This is a genomic window from Myroides sp. LJL119 (assembly GCF_054871605.1).
In genome coordinates, this window is sequence record NZ_JBTXLO010000003.1 from 117,462 (window position 1) to 137,794 (window position 20,333).

Below are 20,333 nucleotides of genomic sequence, written 5' to 3' on the forward strand. Positions count from 1 at the left end.
CTAAAATACAAAGTTACACTTTTTTACAAAATTCCCTTTAAAAACCCTTTAAACTTTAGGCTTAAGAACAATTTAGCTTTAACAAATTACCTTCAGAGCTCCAGGATGTACTTGAATTTTAAAAACATTTGTATCAAATTCGTAAAATTCCCCATCTAATTGCAAACCATTTTTTTGTTTATCTAATACTTCGACCTGAATTTGATCGGTTTGTAGATAATCTGTTTTCCTAAATTTATTTGTTTTTTTCAATAAAACATAGATTCCAAAAGTAAGTTGTTTCCATAAACTTATCTTAGGAACCATTAAATAGTCTAACAATCCATCGTTTAAGCTAGCCAAAGGAGTTAAACTCATCTTATATCCCATTTCATTAGAGTTTGAAATAAAAAGTAACAAGGGATTCACTAGTTTTGTTTGCCCATTATAACTTACTCGCATTTGTTTAGCTTTATAATGTTTGGCCGATTCTAAAGCAGCTTTAATATAAGAGGATAATTTTCTTTTGCCTGACTTCTCATAATTAGCAATAATAGTGGCATCTATACCAAAGCCCATATTACTAAAAAAATACTCCCCATTAACAGAGCCTACATCCATTTTAAAAACACTTCCCTTTGCAATATGCTCCAATGCTTTTGGGATATCTTTAGGGATACACAAATTAGAGGCCAATCCATTTCCTGAACCAACAGGAACTATGGCAAACTCAATTTGTTTATCTATTAACTCAGTTGCCACCTCGTGAATGGTACCATCTCCTCCACAGGCCACAATAATATCTGCCTGTTGCTCAATGGCCAAATGCGTTAAAGCTATAGCATGCTTTTTATACTGGGTATAACTCACATTAATTTGATATAAATCAGAATTGAAATAGATTTTTATCAAATCTAAAGTAATTTTATGCTTGGCATTACCAGAGATAGGGTTTACAATAAAATGAATTTTTCTCATATCTATTAAAGATCGGAATATGTTGAGGTTTGTAACACATATGTTTTAACAAAGCCAAGGATGCTAGAAATAAAAATAATAATTAAGCTCTGGCATCCTTGAAAAACAAATGTTTATCTTTTAAAACAGCTATTTTACAGAGTCGTTGGCCCTTCCCATTCGGTAATTCCCCCAAGTAGGTTATAGGTATTATCAAATCCAAGTTGCCCCATTAACAAACAAGCTTGATTACTTCTGCCCCCTGATTTACAATACACATAATAGGATTTTGTTTTATCTAATTGTTCCAATTGATCTAAAAACTCTTGACCTAGATAAATATCAATATTAATTGCATTAGGAATAGCTTTTTCTTGTACTTCTTCACTTGTGCGAACATCAAGAATCACTGCATTTTGGTCTTGATTGTATTGTTCCCACCATTGTTCTTGTGATAAATTCATCATTGTATTGTTTTTTGTTAAAGCCCAAAGATAATGCTATTCTTGCTACAAGCATTAATAATTGAAAAAAAATGCTGTATTATCTACTGGTTTTATTTATTTTGTAAAAAACTAAATTCATCCCTATGTCATCACATCATATTGTTCGAGATGATCAAGAACCAGCATTAATTATTGCCAATGGAGCAGCTTGTTCCATAGAACTTTTAAATCAAATCTTAGAATGGTCCCCTTTAGTGGTTGTATTAGACTCGGCTATGCAAAGAGTCATGGAGTTAGGCATCAAAGTGGATGTCCTTTTAGGCGATTTTGATCGCGATTTTGATCCTAATTTTTACTTAGAAAAGCAGTATCCTTTAGAGATTGTAATTGCCCAGGATCAAAACCTTACTGACTTAGAGAAAGCTTTAGATTATTTAATAAAAAGAAAAATTCCTAGTGTTAACATAGTTTGGGCTACTGGAAAAAGGGCCGATCATACCATAAACAACATGGCCAATATGGTGCGATTTAAAGACCAAATAAAAATGGTGATGTTAGATGATCATTCAAAAATATTCCCTTTAGGTCCCACGTATAAAAAATGGTATGAAAAAGACACTATATTATCTTTAATCCCTATTACTGAAGTACAGGGAATAACAAGTTCAAACTTGCGGTATCCTTTAAATAATAGCTGCTTAAAATTAGGGTATCAAAACGGCACAAGTAATAGTGTACTTGAAGATGGTATTGTTTGTATTACCCATAAAAATGGTGATTTACTTTTAATTGAAGCTAACGATTAAATTAATCCCATAAAAAAGAGTCAACTAGTACTAGTTGACTCTTTTTTTGTATAAAGCGATTATTCTTTGTTATTTCCCTAAGAAAATTTGGAATCCTACAGCTATTCCAAGACCACTTTGAGATTCAGCATTAGCTAAATTACTTTTACTGTAATTATACCCAATCATCCCCTCTAAAGCTACGTTCTTACTTACAAAGTGTGAGTATCCAGCGTTAACTCCAAAGGCAAAAGATGTCTCACTTTTGTCATTCCCTTTTTGATCAAATCCAGAAATACCAATTGCACCTTGTCCAAAGAAACGTCCTGTTTCACTAGATCCTTCCGGGAAGTAATATCTGGCAAAAGGCATTACGCTATAATTCCAAATATTTTTACCTCCATCTACAGTTTGAAAACCAGCTCCGATTTGCGCACCAACAGCAACACCATCTGCTACAAAGTACCCTGCGTTTGGCAAGATGTTGATGTTAAAGCTTTTTTGTTCAAAACTGTATCCCATCGAACCAATAGCGGTACCAACCATCCAGTTTCCTTTTTGAATTGGTGTTGTCCCTACCTTTTCAGATAATTTTGGTTTTTCAACATGTTGTGCATTAGAGGTAAAAATACCTCCTACTAATAATGCTGCTAATAATGTAATCTTTTTCATAGTATATTTAATTTTAATTAAATTCATTTTTAGCTCTATGCTATGGGCTTAATAACTTTTTTTTAATACTCACAAACTCCTCATTACTATAAATGAGTTGATTTATAATAAAGTCTTTTGCTTTTTGATAATCCATATGCTCTAAGTGTTTGTACCAAGAATCATCTTGTATTATCTGTTTAATTTTTGCTATTCGTTTACTTGTTTGACTAGCATTCCTAAATAGCATATCGCCTTGTGTAATTTGCTGCTTGTGCGCAAAATCAACACTTTGATTCTCTGGATTATATATTATAGCAAATAGATCTGATTTCTCATCATTTGGATAAAAATCCACCCATTTTGCATAACCTAGAAAAAACCCCTTGTTATTTTTATCCTCTTTTATAAGTCTCCATCTGCAATTGGCAGCTCTTCCCCAATGGTCAGAATACCTAGCCAATCCTTGCTCATCAAAATAATAAGCACTTCCGGTTTGACTCTTGTAATCAGGTGTTTTATCTTTTATAAAGGACTGATCAATAAGTTTCCAATCACAAAAAGTGTGTTTAAAAAAATTGAATCTATTGTATTTTTTCATTTTTATGTTAATCAAGAAAAAGACTTTGCTGGCTTTTTACGATTTCTACATTTGCGTTTTTTAAACTTTGGTAAACCTCTTGCAAAGTCTGTTGACTTATTGCCTTGCTTGCAAAGTCCAAAAAATAAGTTTTAATCTTTGCCTTGGCCGCGTCCATACAACTATAATAAACGCAATAATCAGCTGCCAACCCACATACATAAAGTTCGGTAACGTTCATGTGCTGTAAATAACCTAATAACCCAGTGCTTTGCAAATGTCCATTATCAAAAAAAGCGCTATAAGAATCTATCTGCGGATTCATTCCTTTTCTAAAAATGGCACTCACTAAACGTGAATCCCATTTAGGGCTAAACTCTGCTCCTGGAGTGTTTTGCACACAGTGATCGGGCCATAACACTTGATTAAGTCCATTTAAATCTATTTGTTCAAAGAGCTTTTTACCCTGATGTGCACTTGCAAAACTTTGATGTGTTTTTGGATGCCAATCTTGGGAGGCTATAACCAAATCAAATTTTGTTTGAATTTGATTTATAATAGGTATAATACTATCTGAATCCTTTACTTGCAACGCTCCACCTGGTAAGAAATCATTTTGTAAATCCACTACTAATAGTGCTTTCATATATAATATACTAAATAACTTATTAAAATATAATTGCTTTTTTGGTTAAAAAACTGCCTATTTATTTCATAACGAAAATACAAAAAAACTAACAGTTAAAAAAAAAATTACTGAGTTATTTTCACCTGCCTACCTATATTAAGAATAATTTATCATAAAAAATAGGTTAACCACATAGATTTAAATAATTATTAACAAATGTTTAATTAGGTTACATTTATATCAAAAAAAACCCTTTATCAAAAAATAAAGGGTTTTTTTTAAATTATTTTGGTTTTGTTTATTTTTCAAATTCTTTAAGAGTTTTAATTATAATCTGCACACATTCCAGCAATTGTTCTTTTGTTATAACCAGCGGGGGTGCAAATCTAATTATATTTCCATGGGTTGGTTTGGCTAATAGACCATTATCTCTTAGTGCCAAACATATATTCCATGCGGTTTGACTATCTGGCGAATCATTAATAACAATAGCATTTAAAAGTCCTTTTCCTCGAACTAAACTACAAATGGTACTACTATCAATGTACTTTTGTAATTCTTGTCTAAATAAGTCTCCAAGTTCTTGTGCATTTTGGGCTAGATTTTCTGAAATAACAACATCAAGAGCTGCAGTTGCAATAGCCGCTGACATTGGATTTCCACCAAAAGTAGAACCATGTTGACCTGGTTTGATGACTCCCATTATAGTATTATTTGCCAACACAGCTGAAATTGGATATGCTCCCCCAGATAAAGCTTTCCCTAAAATTAAAATATCAGGATGAACATCCTCGTGATCAACGGCCAACATTTTACCTGTTCGAGCAATACCGGTTTGTACCTCATCGGCTATGAAAAGAATATTATACTTCTCACACAATGCTTTGGCTTTACTAAGGTATCCTGGTTCAGGCACGTAAACTCCAGCCTCTCCTTGAATTGGTTCAACCAAAAATCCTGCTATACTATTATGGTGTTGTTCAAACACTTTTTCCAGCTCTTGTAAATTATCATAATCTACTTTTAAGAACCCTTTTGTAAATGGTCCGAAATCATTCCTAGCATCGGGATCATTTGAAAAGGAAATAATAGTGGTTGTTCGACCGTGAAAGTTATTTTCACATACCACAATTTGCGCTTGATTTTCCGGAATCCCTTTGCATTGATAGCCCCATTTTCTAGCAATCTTTAAAGCCGTTTCCACAGCCTCAGCGCCAGAATTCATAGGAAGTACTTTATCGTAACCAAAAAGCTCGGTAATTTTTTTCTCGTAAGGACCTAATTTATCATTGTAAAACGCTCTAGAGGTTAAACTAAGGGTGTTTGCTTGTTCCACCACAGCCTGGATAATCTTAGGGTGAGAATGCCCTTGGTTTACCGCTGAGTACGCCGACAAGAAATCGAAATACTTCTTACCCTCTACATCCCACACATACACACCTTTTCCTTTGGTAAGAACCACAGGTAGAGGATGATAGTTATGAGCTCCATATTTATTTTCTAAATCGATTATTTGTTGTGAATTCATGTCCATTGTCATGTTTTGTTTTGTTTTTGCTAGGTTATCAGCCACTAAGATACTGCTTTTTGTCAAAAACAGCACCTTTTATATGGGTTATCTTAGCTCTGAACACATTTTCAAGTAAGATATTTAATGAATTTTAAAAGAATTTACATGCCCTAATATGGCAAGAAACTATAGCTTACTTACCGTGATTGGTTAGGGGGTATAAAAGTCTTTGGTTTATTTAAATTAGATTTAATATAAATTATATTGCGAAAAACAACAACGCACTAACAATCAATAAAATACAAGTTATTTTGATTGTTTATTTTTATTTTATCCCTCTACAATAATATCAAAAATAAGATTACTTTTGCCCTATGAGTAGAAAGAAAACAGAAAGAATCGTATTTCAAAACGTAGAAGTCCTTGATGCAGGTGCAAAAGGCGTTTCGGTAGCTAAAGCTCCAGATGGCAAGGTAATTTTTATTACCAATGTAGTTCCGGGAGATGTGGTTGATGTGCAAACTGTTAAAAAGCGTAAGGCGTTTTATGAAGGTAAGCCCATTAAAATCCACAAACTTTCTCCACATAGAATACAACCCGTATGTGAGCACTTTGGAGCTTGTGGGGGGTGTAAGTGGCAAAACATGGATTACAGTCAGCAATTATTTTATAAAAACCAAGAGGTTTACAACAACTTAAAACGTTTAGGGAAAATTGAACTTCCGGAGTTTGAACCTATTTTAGGATCGGAAAAAACATTTTTTTACCGCAATAAAATGGAGTTCTCCTTCTCTAATGCACGTTGGTTAACTCCTGAAGAAATTCAAAGTGGCCAACCAATCGGACAGGAAAATGCTTTAGGATTTCATATTCCTCGCATGTGGGATAAAATCTTGGATATCAACAAGTGTTATTTGCAACAAGATCCTTCTAATGCAATTAGAAACGCAATTAGAGACTTTGCAAATAAAAATAACTTATCTTTCTTTAATCCAAGAGAGCAACATGGCCTACTTCGAACTTTAATGATTCGTACGGCCTCCACTGGGGAGATTATGGTTATGATTCAATTCTTTGAAGACGATGCCCCAAAAAGAGAACTACTTTTAGATTACATTAAACAGGAGTTTCCACAGATAACTTCCTTACAATACGTAATTAATGGTAAGGCTAATGATACCATATATGACCAAGAGGTTATTTTATACCATGGTAGAGATTATATCTTAGAGCAAATGGAAGGTTTACAATTTAGTGTAAATGCTAAATCATTTTATCAAACCAATTCCGATCAGGCCTATGAGTTATATAAAATCACAAGAGATTATGCTGATTTAACAGGTAACGAACTAGTATATGATTTATATACTGGAACAGGAACCATTGCCCAATTTGTTAGTAAAAAAGCGGGGAAGGTTATTGGAGTTGAGGCCGTTCCTGAAGCTATTGAGGATGCCAAATTAAATGCAAAAAGAAATAACATAACCAATTGTGAATTCTTTGTCGGGGACATGAAAAATGTTTTCAACGATGAGTTTATTCAAACACATGGACATCCAGATGTTATTATCACAGACCCACCACGAGATGGTATGCATAAAGATGTGGTGGAAATGATTTTAAAAATCGCACCCAACCGTGTGGTTTACGTTAGTTGTAACTCAGCTACCCAGGCTAGAGACCTTGCTTTATTAGATCAAAAATATAAAGTAATTCGAGTTCGTCCGGTGGATATGTTCCCACAAACACATCATGTGGAGAATGTAGTTTTATTAGAATTAAAATAACTTTAAGCCATAAAAAAATCCTTTGTAATAATTTACAAAGGATTTTTTTTACTTATTTATTTGGGGGTTATTTGCATTTCTTGACCATTTCTATAGATAGTTAAAACTGGTGGAGTTTGTAGATTTCGAAAATAAATTCGGTAATCACACAAATCTTTCATTGCAATGCCATCAATTTCTAATACTACATCCCCTAATTGTAGATCTTTTTGATTTTCTGATATTGCAGCAATTGTATAATATCCTTGTAAAAAAGCAATCCCGAAATTCATCTTTTCTAAAGTAGAGACCGGTTGTTTAAAATCTTTTATGGGTTTTAAAAATAGCTGGGCTTTTCGAGGTATGTAAACCAAGTGAAACTGCTTGATAAACTCTACTCCTAATTGACTCACATGAGCCTTGGGCGTGAAGTTTACCTCTTGATTTTCCAAAACTATATTTTGCATCTTTATCGTTTGATTATCGGAAATAAAAGTTTGACTAAGCCGATCATCCACCCCAAAGGCTCCCACGCTACCTATACCAACATATTTATTAAAGTCTATGGTGGCTAAATAATCAACCACTTGCCTATCTACTCCCAAGGAAATATATCCTGTGTCCCCAGTATCCAGTAAAAAATCTTTTTTAACACCAGCTATTTCCATGGGGATATAAATACGGTTTTGATTACTTTTATTGGCATTTTTAATCATAACAAAGCCATCTTGTTGTAGCTCTTTGGCCAAATGTGGCTCCGGATCTTTTAGTATTATTTTCTTATTCACCGGATCAATCTCTAGGACTCGATCTCGGTATACCAAATTCCCTAGTATACCGTCAATTTGATAACAATCAAAAATAGGATCCTGTAACATAGGAAAACTCTCTAGATCGGTAAAGTATAGGTTATAAAATGTATAATTACCTACCTTTAAACTATCCACTTTTAAAGTTTGTATTTCCTGAATTACATTATTGGCATCAACGGCCTGTATTTGACTACTATCCTTATAGGTATCTAATAAACTTTTTCGCACCGCTAGTCCGTCCCATCCTGTATCAAAAATAAAATTCATTGGCTTCCCATTTACATGAAGGTTTACAATCATCCACCCAGCTTTATCCTGGTATGGAATCTCAATGGTTTGAGCCCAAGTGGTCAAGGGAATTAATATAAATAAATAGAGAACATATCGAAATCTTGCCATTTTTTTTATTATTGTTTATAGTCCTAATTTAATGCATTTTTTCTCCATTAATTCTTTTTTTAAGATATAGCTTGTTGTTTTTTAACAATTTAAAAAAAACACTACCTATTTCACCTTTATTCAAGGGATTTACCCATCAGATTAATGGACTGATTTACACTATCTATATTTGTAGGATTTAATAACATCGGGATATGAGGGTTTTTAAGACTATTTGTTTTGTTGGCTATGTTAATATTTTTATAAAACCTCTAGATAGTCTACTCTAAGGACCACTTTGGTATTGTAAAGGGCAAGTTTTTTAAAAACTTATGAATTAGTTTTAGTATTTTTGAGCCTTAATACATATAGCTCAATAAATCGCTTCTATGAAAAAAACATTATTTGCAGCTCTTATTCTTGGTATTTCTTGCTTTGTAGTAAGTAGTTGTGAGAAAGATGATATCTGTTCACAAGAGGAACCAACAACCCCGAGTTTGGTGGTTGAATTCTTTGATTATTTAGATCAAGAGGTCCCTAATAACGGATTGGTTCGCGCCTATGTGGTGGGTGAGCCCGATCATATTATACAGAGCAACTCCAATAAAATCATTCTTCCCTTGCGTTTAGATGCCTCTACCACTTCATGGGTTTTAGAGATTAGCAAGCAAGACCAAGACCAGGTAAGTGTTTTTAAAGACACTTTAAGCTTTGCCTACCAGGTCCACACCAAGTATTTAAACAAAGCATGTGGTTATGTTTCTACTTTTTCTTTAAATCAAGATGGCAGTTCCCCTTTATTAAATGGTAAAAAACAAAGCACCGGAAATTGGATTAAACAATATCAGACTCAAAAAAATGAAATTACAGATCAAAACGAAGCACATCTTAAAATCTTTTATTAGCCTTGGTTTATTCCTTGCAACGAGCATAAGCGCTGTTGGTCAACAAGTTGAAATTCAAACCCAGAAGGAAATACTTCCTGAGTCGGATTCTAAAAAGCAATTCATAACGGTTTACCCACAACGTTATGGATTAAATGTTGGTATTGATCTTTATCGCTTAACCCGTTCGATGTATGATAAGAGCTACAATGGCTTTGAATTAGTTGGTGATTATAGATTAACTAAAAACTGGTACCTAGCCGCGGAGATTGGAAATGAGAAAAGCACAAGAAATAATAATACTTTTGGTTATAGCGCCTCGGGTAGTTTTATAAAACTAGGAGCCAATTTTAATTTATATGAAAACTGGTTAAATGCCGAGGATCAAATCTATATCGGGTTTCGTTATGGATTTAGTAATTTCTCCCAAACATTAGACTGGTATAAAATATATACAACCGATCCTTATTTTCCTAGTCAGCGTATTGATGCCAATAAAAAGTATTCGGGTTTATCCGCTCATTGGGTAGAATTTGTTACTGGAATTCAAACGCGCTTATTTAACAATGTTTTTATGGGCTTTAGCCTTCGTTTAAACGGCTTATTAACCCAAAAACAACCACAAGACTTTGAAAACTTATATATACCAGGGTTTAACAAAAAACACAGTGGTTCTATAGGTGTTGGTTTTAATTATACCCTAACTTATTTTATACCATTGTATAAATCTAAAATTAAAAAGCCAGTCGAGGTTCCTTTTGTGGAACCAAAATACGATTTACAAGGTAATGAGATACAGGCTCAAGAGATACAGTACATTGAAAATAACAAAAAACAAATAAAGCAATAAAAGCAATTATTTCACAAAATAAAACATGTGATAGATATAAAAGCGAAAGGGTAAAAAGCCAATCACATAGCTGTTAATCTTTTGCATAAAAAAAGACTATCTTTAGACAAGCCCCAAAAAGTAAGACCCTTTTTGGGGCTTTTTTATGCAGAAAAAACATACTATTATATCTTTATACTATCTTGGTAACTATATTCTAAAAAGGGAGTTATCACCTAGATAAACTTTTGCTAGAGTAGAATTAAGTATGAGAATTAAATCTAACATTTTTCATTAAACTTGACAAGACCTAGAAAAAAATAGGCCTTACAAAGAATTTGCAATGACAAAATTTTGATAAAAGATTCAATGACACATTTTTAAATAATAAAAATCGGCCATAAATAAGTACCTTTAAAATTAGATCATCTAAAAAATTGAATGTTATGGTTTACAACAAGCCAAAAACAAAAATCCCCAATAATTACAAAGCCAAGAAGGCCCTAGGGATAAACTAGAGTAATTACGACATTCTCCCAGGCTCACTTATAGGGGTTATTATTACCATACCAAGGGGTTAACTTTTTTGGATAAACATTGGTAGATTAGCTAACGCACCTTTAATTAAAACAAGAGGCTTTTGTTGGAAATAAAAAGAGTGGTATAACTACCAGAAAATAGCTAAAAACACCTATAAAATAACTTAATAACCAACCAGTAGAAATTAATTTAAACAAAATGAGCCCGGTAGAATACCGAGCTCATTTTATTTAAAAGACTTTTTAACTTTTTTCCAATTTTTTGGTCTGAGTCTAGAATTATCTTTTTTATATGGATAGATAAGTATCTAATTTTAAGTCAACATACCACCGTCTACGTTAATTACCTGACCTGTGATATACAAGGACATATCACTTGCTAAAAACACACAAGTATTAGCGATATCCTCAGGTGTACCACCACGTTTTAATGGAATCGCGTCTGTCCAAGCTTTAACTACATCTTGTCCAAGTTTTCCGGTCATTTCTGTTTCAATAAATCCAGGAGCTACCACATTACAACGAATATTTCTTGAGCCCAATTCCAAGGCAATACTCTTAGAGAAACCTATTACACCTGCTTTTGATGCCGCATAATTTGCTTGTCCTGCATTTCCTTTAACCCCAACAACACTACTCATATTAATAATCGAACCTTTACGGTTTTTAAGCATAGTACGTTGAACTGCCTTTGTCATGTTAAATACAGACTTTAAGTTAACCTGTATCACACTATCGAAATCTGCCTCACTCATGCGCATTAACAAATTATCTTTGGTGATTCCCGCATTGTTAACCAAGATATCAATATTTCCAAATTCCTTTAAAATTTGCTCTGTTAACTCTTGGGCTGCGTCAAAATCTGCTGCATTGGATTGATACCCTTTAGCCTTTACACCTAAAGCAATTAATTCTTGTTCTAACTCTAGAGCTGCCGCAGCAGAAGAGCTATAAGTAAATGCTACATCTGCACCTTGCTTTGCAAATGCCAATGCTACTCCTCTACCGATTCCTCTAGTTGCTCCGGTGATAATAGCTATTTTACCTTCTAATAATTTCATCTGTAAATTCAATTTTAATTTTTGAACCAATCGCAAATATAGTCAATTTGTATTTTGTTTGACTTTAAATTTAGTTGGTTTGTGGATATTTTCGTATAAATAACATAAATACAACGGTTACAACCAATAAAATTCCGATATAAAAACTGTTTACAAGTAAATCTAAGTAACCTAATTTGCCATTTGTAAAACTCAATAAAATCAATACTTGTGCGCCATATGGTAAGATTCCTTGCACAACACAGGCAAAAATATCTAAAATAGAGGCTACATTTGGTTTATTTAACTTATAGGTCTGTGTAATGTCTTTGGAAAGATTTCCCGCCATTAAAATTGCCACTGTGTTATTGGCCATACAAAGATTAATGGAACTAACCAACACAGCGATACCATATTCAGCATTTCTAGGGGTTTTAATTATTTCATGCATCTTTTTCAAAAGCCACTTAATCCCCCCTTGTTGCTCCACTAGTGCAGCTAAGGCCCCGGTTAACATGGAAAGTAAAAATATGTCTGTCATGGAGGTAAAACCACTATAAATAATATTGGTCAATTCAATTACATCAAAGTTCACTTGTAAAAGTCCGATTAATCCAGCTAGAATAATACCAACTACCAAAGCCACAAATACTTGAACTCCTAATAAAGCTAAAACAATAATAACCACATAGGGTATAATCACCCAATAATTAGAATTTTGTGTCAAAACCAGATCCATCTCTGGGCTAGCCTGTGATTGAAATAATAAGACCAAAATAGTTAAAAATGCGGCAGGCATCGCATACTTTAAGTTGGCTCGGAACTTATCGCGCATATTACATCCAATGGTTTGTGTTGCGGTAATAGTAGTATCGGAAATAATCGATAAATTATCTCCAAACATACTCCCCCCTAGTAAAGCACCACATAAAAGTCCCATGGGCATATTGGTTTTTTCAGCCAATGCCACCACTATGGGGCCAAGTGCTACAATGCTACCCACAGAGGTACCTATGGATAGGGATAAAAAACAAGCAATCACAAATACCCCTAGAGCTAAGAATTTTGCCGGAATCACACTTAATCCTAAATCAACCATTGCATCTACTCCACCAATTGCTGAGGTCACCCCGGCAAAGGCCCCGGCTAGAAGGTAGATCAAACACATTGTTATAATTCTACTATCTCCACACCCTTGTACAAGGGCAATGATTTTTTGATCGATTGGAGTTTTACGATAGATTACAAATGCCGAAATAATGGCCAAACTCATGGCAATGGGCGCTGGAAATTTATAGAAATCTTTTAAAAAGATACCAGCTCCTAGAAAAATTGCTACGAAAATAAAAAATGGGATGAAAGAATAAAACTTACTTTGACTCATTTGTTTTTAAAAATATATGTATTAATTAACAGCTTTTGAAAACAATGAGAAAACTTCTAATTTAGGAATGCAACATTGTTTCCATCGCTGGCTTATCATTTTAAGCACCTTGCTTGTTGATGCAGGTTGCTATTCTCTGATAAAAGAGAAATTCTGGATAATAGAGGGCAAATATATTTATTGTTTTCCACAAAGACAAAACCAATGGCATTGTTTTTGAATGTTTTACCTTTTAGAGCTAAAACTTTAACTTTTTACCTATTATTTAAAGACTTAGCTTTGTCTAAAATTAATGCTTTTATACTATGATTAGAAAAAACTTTTTCGCTGCAATATTGTCCTTAGGGGCCGTATTTACTGCTTTTGCACAATCTTCTGACAAAAACGCAATTGGACTGCGTTTTGGGGGAAACAGCGGACTAGGAACAGAGATTTCTTACCAACGAAAACTACAGGCTAACAACCGTTTAGAATTAGGTTTAGGATGGAAGAACAAAAGAGATACCGATGCTTTTAAGCTAACAGGTATTTATCAGTGGATGTGGAACTTAGACCATGGATTTAAATGGTACGCAGGTCCTGGAGCTGCTATTGGAACTTGGAATTATAGCGAATCTGTAAAAGGACACAGATACTCGGATAACGGTACTTTTGTATTACTTACCGGTAGTGTTGGATTAGAGTACACTTTTGATATTCCGCTTCAAATTGCTGTGGATGTTCGTCCAGAACTTTATTTAAATGACAGTTACCGCGATGGACTTCATTTAGATCTTGGTTTAGCCTTACGCTATAAGTTCTAAACAAATCCTTTTAAACAAAATTTGTTAACACCTTATAAACAAAACCCTTGCTAAAAAATCAGCAAGGGTTTTTTTATTTATAACTAGTCTTACCTGGTCCATATCAGATAAATAATCACCTATTTGTTTGTTTGTTTTTAAATTTATTTGAAAGGTTAGTTTGTTTGGTTTAAAAAAGAAAAAAATGCTTAATGATTGATGGTTTGGGTGATTTTCTGTAAATTTAAACTAGTAGCCATTGCACTAAAAATATCATAATACACCCCTTGATTGTGGTATAAATCCTCATGTCGTCCAGTCTCTACCACTTTTCCCTTTTGCATAACTATGATTTGTTGTGCATCTAAAATCTGCGAGATACTATGTGAAATAATAATTACGGTACGATTTTTCTTTATTGCGTCTAAACTCTTTTTTATCTCTTGCGTTGCTATGGCATCTAGACTGGCTGTTGGTTCATCTAAAAAGATAATAGCAGGATCTTTTAAAAACAATCTAGCAATAGCGATACGTTGCATTTGTCCACCTGATAAATCTCTAGCATCCGAATCATACCCAAGGGGGAGGTCCATAATTTGATCGTGTATATAAGCATCTTTGGCAGCTTGAACAATGCGCTGTTTGTTTGCCAAAGGGTCTCCGTAGGCAATATTTTCTAAAATTGATCCTTGAAAAATATGATTTTTTTGAAGCACAATTCCAATATGTTTTCGCAAATACGTTGTGTTATAATCTGCAAGATCCACCCCGTCTAGAAATATCTGCCCTTTTTGTGGCGCATAGAATTTATCCAACAGATTAATTACCGTACTCTTACCCGCACCACTTAATCCAACTAAGGCAGTGGTTTGATTTGGTTTAATATCCATAGAGATATTTTTCAGTGCTTGGGTATGATTGGGATAACTAAAACTAACCTCTTTAATTTGCAGGTGTCCATAAATATGTTGGGGTTTATAATCTCCTGAATTCTCCACTTGATCGTGGGCTTGAATAATCTCGAAAAAACCTTCACTGTAAATCATCGCATCGTTTACATCATCATAAATACGATGTAATTGCCTAATTGGGGCAGTAACGTTGTTAAAAAGTAGCACAACAAACATAATAGAGCCTATACCCATTTTACCTTGTAACACAAAGTAGCAGCTCACCAAAACAATGGCAACCAAGCCGAATTGTTCCACGAAACCTTTGGCCGCGTCAAAGACAAAACTAGTTTTGCGAATCTCTAACTGATTTTGGGTCATTTGCAGTTGAATCTGCTTATGTCTGTTGGATTCTAATTTTTCTCTTACAAAGCTTTTTATAACAACAATAGAATTTATCAAGGTAATGATACTATTGTTTTTATTCTCCCTGTAACTTCGCATCTTTCTTCGAAATCCTTGCAATTTATTGGCCTGAAACTGACTAATATAAAAATACAAAGGCACAGTTGCTGTGGAAACAAGACCAATTACCCAATTAAATCGAAATAAGATAAAAAGGGCTACCGCTGCATTTAAAAAAAGAGGAAGAATCTCTATAAAGAAGTTCTGTACCAATCTAGTTATACTACTAATCCCTTGGTCAATTCTGGTTTGTAACTTACCTGTATCACTGGAGTCTTGACTAAAAAAAGCCATTTTGTAGGTTAAGATACGATCCACTACAGTTTGTGAAATATCTCTAGAGATAAATATGCGCAGTTTTTCCGCATAAAATCGCTGACCAAAACCTATAAAAGCATTTGCTACTTCTTTTAAGATAAGTAAAACACTACATATTAATAGCATTTTAAAACCCCAGTTACTTGTTTTACTTTGATCAATCACCAGACTTAATCCATCGATCATATATCCAATGACAAAAGCATTTACCTGTACCACTAAAGAACCTACTCCGGTTAGAATCAATGTGGCTAAAACCAATTTTCTATACGGATAGACATATGGTCTTATTTGATTTAAAATAGTCTTTAAATTCATAAAGACAAAGATAATTTATAATTGGAAAATACAAATTGACCTAGATTAACAGTAAATAATTACTTCAAGTATTTTACTTGGTATTTTATTAATTTATGTTATATTTTTAACTACATTTATACCTGTTAATCTAAAAAATAGTATTTTTTGATACTATTTTATTTATTTGTGTTTTTTATAAAAATAAGTTAAACGTTTTTTTTATGTTTTATCTGGTTATCTGTAAGAACAAAACGGTAAGTTTTGTAATTTTAAGAACGTCCGAGAAATTTTGCGCCTAGAGAGTTAATTTTTTTTAAAAATCTACTTCGAAAAGATTTTATATAATTTTCATCAGGGAATTTTGTTTAAATCCTGGTCATACAGACCTATTAATACGCTATTGCCTTTGTTATCTATTGCAAGAGCTCCATATTTTGCTTTTTCATATAGTTCAGCTTTTGTTTCTTGAAAAAAGAAACTCTCCGCCCCGATATTAAATAGGCCTTGATTAAAGTTATAATACTTTAAGAGGTAGTTATCTGGGGGTAAATCACTTTTATCTCTAGGATACAAACCAAGTAATGTTGCCACCCCTAGAGAATCTACTTTTATTTGTAAATATCCATTTTTCGATGGGATAGTATTTACAGAATCCGAGTTTTGATACCAAGCTCTAGAATAATCACTAGCTATTTTATATTTCAAATCCATGTAATCGCCCTGAATTAAAGATCGGGGATCCACGGGAACTAATTCTAAAAATACGATTTTTCCATTTGTAACAATTTTCTGTTTTTCAACCACAGCAAGGGTAAAAAACACTAATATACCTAGTAAGCTAATTAGTATTACTAGTGACCTTGTTTTGTTTGTTTTCATAATTTGTCTTTTGAAATAAAATAAATAATCCCATAAAAATCACACCACTAATAAACAGGCTAATACTTTTTTGTAATAGATTAACCTGTAGATTATAATAATATAATACCAAGGTGATTATTAAAAAGACCCCGCTTAAAACTAGGTCAACTTTATCTTTTTGATTAAAACTCCATAAGATATATAGATAAGATATAGCAAATCCAGTATAAACTCTACCTACCAAAAAAATAAACAAACTTGTGGTTAATAAAAGTGCTATTAAAATGAATTTACTTGTTATATGTTTGGATTTAAAGAGTATTAAAATACTCCAAAAATTCAAGGCTATAAGCCCATAAACAACAATATCTAAGAATATTAAATCACTTGGATTTTGACTATTTAAAAACCAATCGCTTCGAAACCATATAGCAATGGCTAAAGAGCCATAAAGACTTGCTTTGTAAAAAGGGTAATATAAAAAACTAAGCTTACTGACAAAAATTCGCGCCATAGTTCGCGGATAACTCAGTATTACAACCCCTAATACCATTAAAAATTCCAATGCCAGAGTTGATTTTATCCCTAGATTATTAAAAACAAGCATATAAAGGCCCACGTAAAGGCCGCATATGGTTAAAAATAAGATAATAGGCTGGCGATAAAAAACAATACTAATCAAACAAAGTCCTATTATAACAAAAGCCAAAATAGTATGGATTTGTGAATACTTCACATGAAGGGCTATTCCTATGGTTATTAATAAAAAACCTGTTATAAACAAACTCACTCCCATGGACTGGGATATAGCCTGATCGTTTCTTTTATTCATAAAATAGGCAACGGTTAAAAAACCACCTCCTAGAATTAAAAAAGTTAGTAAGTAATCAAGTAAATCCCTTAGGGCAAGGCTTATAAAAAGTAGGAAAAATCCACATGCTAATAACCCAGCAACAATGGTAACAATGTTTATTAAACTACTTTTTATTCCTTGATTTTCCAATTGCTTTTCGTAGGCGTCCTTATTGATTACAACACCTTGATTTTGTAGTTTTTCCACAAGGGAATTGGTGGTGGATTTAAGATTCATTTTGCCAAATTTTTTTTTGTTGAGTTGTTTTTTTTATTAGCAATAACACTGCTAAAATACAGTATACACTAAAAAGTAGACTTGAAATAATGGATAAATCAAACACTCTTAACAATACCAAGAGAACAACCACAAGAATACTTAAAATAAATAAAGCATATTTAGTGGTGCTTTTGGTCTTAAAAGCAATCTTATACTGGATAATTAACCAAACACAACTTAAAACTAACAAAAAAGAGTTAGGTAAAATTTGTTTTTGTAAAACAATCCATATATCAGGAGTGAAAATAAAATTCCCAATACCCACAAGTGCTAAATAGGATAATAAAAAACTAAATAGGTTACTATAATAGTCTTTAATTGGGTAATTCAATACCTTACTATGAAAATATACAATTAGATACAATAAGGCATTTACTATAAGTAAACTTGTTACAATAAACCACAAACTATCGGGCTTATCACTTATTTGCTGAATCCATAAAACCATGCAGGTATTGGCCAATATAGTGTAAAACAACCACTGGAAACTAAATCTACTCACCAAAGTCCATGGGCTTATGGCCAGTAACCAAATTATAAACAGATCGTAAGCATTAGCTCCGGTTTGATATACCTGTCCATAAACCCCAAAGAGTACTCCTACTAAAATACTGGCCAATAAAACAGATAAGTCTTTAACCAAAACAGAGCTTTTTTTATAAAGGCTACATCCGATAGAGATACATAACACAGATATAATTACAAAAAACTTAACAAAACCAGGTAGTTCTTGCCAATTATAAGCAAAAAAGAAAATCACTCCACAAGCCATCAGGCCAAAGCCACATAAGGCCAAAAAATAATACATGAATTTTTTCCAATCACCAGAGGTACTCAAACTATTTTCTTGAATTAGTTCTAATACCTTTTTCTTATCTAAATCACTATTTTGTGCAAGTGTTAAGATGTCCTTGGGCCAGAGTCCTTTTAGCATATTTTTTTTTAAAATTAAAGTGAAGATACTGCTTTTCCGTTAGAGATTATCTCTGTAGGCTAAAAATCCCTAAAAACAGTGATATTCAAAGTTGCTTTACAATTCTAGATATATTGGTACTAAAAAACTACATTTTTTAGTACCAATCTTACTTTTATATACAATATTTTACGTATTTTTTGTACCTTAATTAAAATTATTAAGCTTATTTATGGAATTATATTATTCTTTTTCAATTCTGATTGTTTTAGCTGCAGTGTTCTCCTATGTGAATTTGAGATTCCTAAAACTACCCGGTACTATTGGTATTATGCTAATTGCTCTGTTAATATCAGTGGCCATACGGGTTTTGGGAGATAATTACTTTCCGGAAACAACCCGGGATTTCTTCACCTTATTTAATAGCTTGGATTTCAATGAAATACTAATGGGAGCTATGCTTAATTTTTTACTTTTTGCAGGAGCCATGCATGTACGAGTAAGGGATTTAAAATCTTTAGCCTACACCATTGCAACATATGCCACTATATCGGTTGTCATCTCGGCTTTTATTATCTCGGGGTTGTTGTTTTATATTGCTCCTATGGTAGGTATTGAGATACCTTATATATATTGCTTGCTTTTCGGTACCCTTATCTCCCCCACTGATCCCATTGTGGTTATGGGGATACTTAAACAGGCTAAAGTTCCCAAACGCGTAGAGACAAAAATAACCGGTGAATCCTTATTTAACGATGGTGTTGCGGTTGTGATGTTTGCCGTGGTACTTCAAATTGCAACAAATCCTGATTTCAATGTCGATTTTTTTAGTGTGTCTAAGTTATTTTTATTAGAGGCCGGTGGCGGTATTATCTTAGGGCTTATACTTGGTTTTACCGGTTCTCGTGCCATTAAGCAAGTTAATGACTATAAAACATCAGCCTTAATAACCTTATCCATTGTAATGGGAGGTTTTTTGGTGGCCAACCAATTTCATATCAGTAGTCCTTTAGCTATGGTTATTGCTGGTTTGATTATCGGAAATTATGGAAAAAGAGTTGCAATGGATGATACTACGGAGGATTACTTGACAAAATTTTGGGAGTTGGTAGATGATATTATGAATGCCATTCTTTTTTTATTTATAGGTTTCGAATTATTAATTATCCCTAATATTATAAGTCAGATTCATTTGGGAATCATCTGTGTTTTTCTTGTGTTATTTGCTCGTGGTTTGTCTATTGTTATTCCTGCGGTTAGTATTCTTCGAAAAAACACTTTTTCAAAAGGCTCCTTGCCTGTAATGATTTGGGGTGGAATAAGAGGAGGTGTATCCATTGCATTGGTGTTATCTTTACCTAATTCTATTTATAAAGATATCCTCTTAGAGATAACCTACATTGTGGTACTCTTTAGTATTGTTGTTCAAGGTTTAAGTGTAGGTAAATTAGCCCAGTGGTGTTTTAAAGACCAAAAAGAGTAATATTTGTTACCTTTTAAGTCT

19 protein-coding genes and 1 riboswitch are annotated in these 20,333 nt (G+C 33.2%); of the genes, 6 read left to right on the forward strand and 13 right to left on the reverse strand.

From position 1 onward, the window contains the following. Nucleotides 1–78: 78 nt before the first annotated feature. Nucleotides 79–957: a diacylglycerol/lipid kinase family protein gene (locus ACYSNV_RS05515; protein ID WP_461761563.1), complete on the reverse strand. Its 879-nt coding sequence runs from the start codon at nucleotides 955–957 to the stop codon at nucleotides 79–81. Nucleotides 958–1,091: 134 nt separating this feature from the next. Continuing rightward, nucleotides 1,092–1,403, reverse strand: a complete 312-nt coding sequence (locus ACYSNV_RS05520) for a rhodanese-like domain-containing protein (protein WP_461761564.1) — start codon at nucleotides 1,401–1,403, stop codon at nucleotides 1,092–1,094. A gap of 122 nt (nucleotides 1,404–1,525) precedes the next feature. Between ACYSNV_RS05520 and ACYSNV_RS05525 the strand changes: the two genes are divergently transcribed. Beyond that, nucleotides 1,526–2,188, forward strand: a complete 663-nt coding sequence (locus ACYSNV_RS05525) for a thiamine diphosphokinase (protein WP_461761565.1) — start codon at nucleotides 1,526–1,528, stop codon at nucleotides 2,186–2,188. Between the two features lie 69 nt (nucleotides 2,189–2,257). Here the strand turns inward: ACYSNV_RS05525 and ACYSNV_RS05530 are convergent, their stop codons facing one another. The 4 genes from ACYSNV_RS05530 to rocD all read right to left on the reverse strand — a co-directional run bounded on the left by ACYSNV_RS05530 (nucleotide 2,258) and on the right by rocD (nucleotide 5,566). Continuing rightward, nucleotides 2,258–2,839 carry a hypothetical protein gene (locus ACYSNV_RS05530; RefSeq protein WP_461761566.1) on the reverse strand — a complete coding sequence of 194 codons (582 nt, stop codon included), beginning with the start codon at nucleotides 2,837–2,839 and terminating at the stop codon, nucleotides 2,258–2,260. A gap of 40 nt (nucleotides 2,840–2,879) precedes the next feature. Then, complete coding sequence (locus ACYSNV_RS05535) at nucleotides 2,880–3,419, reverse strand: hypothetical protein (protein ID WP_461761567.1); 540 nt, start codon at nucleotides 3,417–3,419, stop codon at nucleotides 2,880–2,882. A gap of 7 nt (nucleotides 3,420–3,426) precedes the next feature. Further along, nucleotides 3,427–4,044 carry a bifunctional nicotinamidase/pyrazinamidase gene (gene pncA, locus ACYSNV_RS05540; protein ID WP_461761568.1) on the reverse strand — a complete coding sequence of 206 codons (618 nt, stop codon included), beginning with the start codon at nucleotides 4,042–4,044 and terminating at the stop codon, nucleotides 3,427–3,429. Between the two features lie 280 nt (nucleotides 4,045–4,324). Continuing rightward, the gene (gene rocD / locus ACYSNV_RS05545) at nucleotides 4,325–5,566 is read right to left on the reverse strand and encodes an ornithine--oxo-acid transaminase (RefSeq protein WP_461761735.1); all 1,242 of its coding nucleotides are present in this window, start codon (nucleotides 5,564–5,566) and stop codon (nucleotides 4,325–4,327) included. A gap of 344 nt (nucleotides 5,567–5,910) precedes the next feature. Between rocD and rlmD the strand changes: the two genes are divergently transcribed. Continuing rightward, entirely contained in the window at nucleotides 5,911–7,323 is a 1,413-nt protein-coding gene (gene rlmD / locus ACYSNV_RS05550; RefSeq protein ID WP_461761569.1) for a 23S rRNA (uracil(1939)-C(5))-methyltransferase RlmD, read from the forward strand. A 56-nt stretch (nucleotides 7,324–7,379) separates the two neighbouring features. Here the strand turns inward: rlmD and ACYSNV_RS05555 are convergent, their stop codons facing one another. Continuing rightward, on the reverse strand, nucleotides 7,380–8,513 hold the full coding sequence (locus ACYSNV_RS05555) for an aspartyl protease family protein (RefSeq protein ID WP_461761570.1): 1,134 nt from the start codon (nucleotides 8,511–8,513) through the stop codon (nucleotides 7,380–7,382). A gap of 368 nt (nucleotides 8,514–8,881) precedes the next feature. On the opposite strand from ACYSNV_RS05555, the gene ACYSNV_RS05560 reads away from it, so the two are divergent. Together ACYSNV_RS05560 and ACYSNV_RS05565 are read left to right on the forward strand one after the other, a co-directional pair. Beyond that, the gene (locus tag ACYSNV_RS05560) at nucleotides 8,882–9,397 is read left to right on the forward strand and encodes a DUF6452 family protein (protein ID WP_461761571.1); all 516 of its coding nucleotides are present in this window, start codon (nucleotides 8,882–8,884) and stop codon (nucleotides 9,395–9,397) included. Then, nucleotides 9,351–10,226: a DUF6048 family protein gene (locus tag ACYSNV_RS05565; protein WP_461761572.1), complete on the forward strand. Its 876-nt coding sequence runs from the start codon at nucleotides 9,351–9,353 to the stop codon at nucleotides 10,224–10,226. The genes ACYSNV_RS05560 and ACYSNV_RS05565 overlap by 47 nt, the downstream gene beginning before the upstream one ends. Before the next feature lie 832 nt (nucleotides 10,227–11,058). Here the strand turns inward: ACYSNV_RS05565 and fabG are convergent. Together fabG and ACYSNV_RS05575 are read right to left on the reverse strand one after the other, a co-directional pair. After that, nucleotides 11,059–11,805 (reverse strand): 3-oxoacyl-[acyl-carrier-protein] reductase, encoded by a 747-nt coding sequence (gene fabG / locus ACYSNV_RS05570; protein WP_461761573.1) that lies wholly within the window; start codon nucleotides 11,803–11,805, stop codon nucleotides 11,059–11,061. Nucleotides 11,806–11,875: 70 nt separating this feature from the next. Beyond that, entirely contained in the window at nucleotides 11,876–13,168 is a 1,293-nt protein-coding gene (locus tag ACYSNV_RS05575; RefSeq protein WP_461761574.1) for a Na+/H+ antiporter NhaC family protein, read from the reverse strand. A gap of 65 nt (nucleotides 13,169–13,233) precedes the next feature. Further along, nucleotides 13,234–13,334, reverse strand: a riboswitch (SAM-I-IV-variant riboswitch). Between the two features lie 142 nt (nucleotides 13,335–13,476). Here ACYSNV_RS05575 and ACYSNV_RS05580 point away from each other — a divergent pair. Then, nucleotides 13,477–13,971 carry a hypothetical protein gene (locus tag ACYSNV_RS05580; protein ID WP_461761736.1) on the forward strand — a complete coding sequence of 165 codons (495 nt, stop codon included), beginning with the start codon at nucleotides 13,477–13,479 and terminating at the stop codon, nucleotides 13,969–13,971. A 188-nt stretch (nucleotides 13,972–14,159) separates the two neighbouring features. Here the strand turns inward: ACYSNV_RS05580 and ACYSNV_RS05585 are convergent, their stop codons facing one another. The 4 genes from ACYSNV_RS05585 to ACYSNV_RS05600 form a co-directional block, all read right to left on the reverse strand. Then, a complete protein-coding gene (locus tag ACYSNV_RS05585; protein ID WP_461761575.1) occupies nucleotides 14,160–15,941 on the reverse strand; it encodes an ABC transporter ATP-binding protein in 1,782 nt (593 codons plus the stop codon). Between the two features lie 333 nt (nucleotides 15,942–16,274). Beyond that, nucleotides 16,275–16,802 (reverse strand): GDYXXLXY domain-containing protein, encoded by a 528-nt coding sequence (locus ACYSNV_RS05590; protein WP_461761576.1) that lies wholly within the window; start codon nucleotides 16,800–16,802, stop codon nucleotides 16,275–16,277. Next, the gene (locus ACYSNV_RS05595) at nucleotides 16,762–17,874 is read right to left on the reverse strand and encodes a DUF4401 domain-containing protein (protein ID WP_461761577.1); all 1,113 of its coding nucleotides are present in this window, start codon (nucleotides 17,872–17,874) and stop codon (nucleotides 16,762–16,764) included. Before ACYSNV_RS05595 ends, ACYSNV_RS05590 begins: the two co-directional genes overlap by 41 nt. Beyond that, entirely contained in the window at nucleotides 17,864–18,850 is a 987-nt protein-coding gene (locus tag ACYSNV_RS05600) for a DUF2157 domain-containing protein (RefSeq protein ID WP_461761578.1), read from the reverse strand. Before ACYSNV_RS05600 ends, ACYSNV_RS05595 begins: the two co-directional genes overlap by 11 nt. Before the next feature lie 211 nt (nucleotides 18,851–19,061). On the opposite strand from ACYSNV_RS05600, the gene ACYSNV_RS05605 reads away from it, so the two are divergent. After that, nucleotides 19,062–20,312: a cation:proton antiporter gene (locus ACYSNV_RS05605; protein WP_461761579.1), complete on the forward strand. Its 1,251-nt coding sequence runs from the start codon at nucleotides 19,062–19,064 to the stop codon at nucleotides 20,310–20,312. Nucleotides 20,313–20,333 lie beyond the last annotated feature (21 nt).

What these genes read in the sequence shown, in the direction of transcription:
- fabG (WP_461761573.1), bottom strand. Translation starts at nt 11,805, where the DNA reads ATGAAATTATTAGAAGGTAAAATAGCTATTATCACCGGAGCAACTAGA.
- ACYSNV_RS05565 (WP_461761572.1), top strand. Translation starts at nt 9,351, where the DNA reads ATGAAATTACAGATCAAAACGAAGCACATCTTAAAATCTTTTATTAGC.
- ACYSNV_RS05575 (WP_461761574.1), bottom strand. Translation starts at nt 13,168, where the DNA reads ATGAGTCAAAGTAAGTTTTATTCTTTCATCCCATTTTTTATTTTCGTA.
- rlmD (WP_461761569.1), top strand. Translation starts at nt 5,911, where the DNA reads ATGAGTAGAAAGAAAACAGAAAGAATCGTATTTCAAAACGTAGAAGTC.
- ACYSNV_RS05555 (WP_461761570.1), bottom strand. Translation starts at nt 8,513, where the DNA reads ATGGCAAGATTTCGATATGTTCTCTATTTATTTATATTAATTCCCTTG.
- ACYSNV_RS05525 (WP_461761565.1), top strand. Translation starts at nt 1,526, where the DNA reads ATGTCATCACATCATATTGTTCGAGATGATCAAGAACCAGCATTAATT.
- ACYSNV_RS05560 (WP_461761571.1), top strand. Translation starts at nt 8,882, where the DNA reads ATGAAAAAAACATTATTTGCAGCTCTTATTCTTGGTATTTCTTGCTTT.
- ACYSNV_RS05530 (WP_461761566.1), bottom strand. Translation starts at nt 2,839, where the DNA reads ATGAAAAAGATTACATTATTAGCAGCATTATTAGTAGGAGGTATTTTT.
- ACYSNV_RS05535 (WP_461761567.1), bottom strand. Translation starts at nt 3,419, where the DNA reads ATGAAAAAATACAATAGATTCAATTTTTTTAAACACACTTTTTGTGAT.
- rocD (WP_461761735.1), bottom strand. Translation starts at nt 5,566, where the DNA reads ATGACAATGGACATGAATTCACAACAAATAATCGATTTAGAAAATAAA.
- ACYSNV_RS05585 (WP_461761575.1), bottom strand. Translation starts at nt 15,941, where the DNA reads ATGAATTTAAAGACTATTTTAAATCAAATAAGACCATATGTCTATCCG.
- ACYSNV_RS05600 (WP_461761578.1), bottom strand. Translation starts at nt 18,850, where the DNA reads ATGCTAAAAGGACTCTGGCCCAAGGACATCTTAACACTTGCACAAAAT.
- ACYSNV_RS05520 (WP_461761564.1), bottom strand. Translation starts at nt 1,403, where the DNA reads ATGATGAATTTATCACAAGAACAATGGTGGGAACAATACAATCAAGAC.
- pncA (WP_461761568.1), bottom strand. Translation starts at nt 4,044, where the DNA reads ATGAAAGCACTATTAGTAGTGGATTTACAAAATGATTTCTTACCAGGT.
- ACYSNV_RS05590 (WP_461761576.1), bottom strand. Translation starts at nt 16,802, where the DNA reads ATGAAAACAAACAAAACAAGGTCACTAGTAATACTAATTAGCTTACTA.
- ACYSNV_RS05595 (WP_461761577.1), bottom strand. Translation starts at nt 17,874, where the DNA reads ATGAATCTTAAATCCACCACCAATTCCCTTGTGGAAAAACTACAAAAT.
- ACYSNV_RS05605 (WP_461761579.1), top strand. Translation starts at nt 19,062, where the DNA reads ATGGAATTATATTATTCTTTTTCAATTCTGATTGTTTTAGCTGCAGTG.
- ACYSNV_RS05515 (WP_461761563.1), bottom strand. Translation starts at nt 957, where the DNA reads ATGAGAAAAATTCATTTTATTGTAAACCCTATCTCTGGTAATGCCAAG.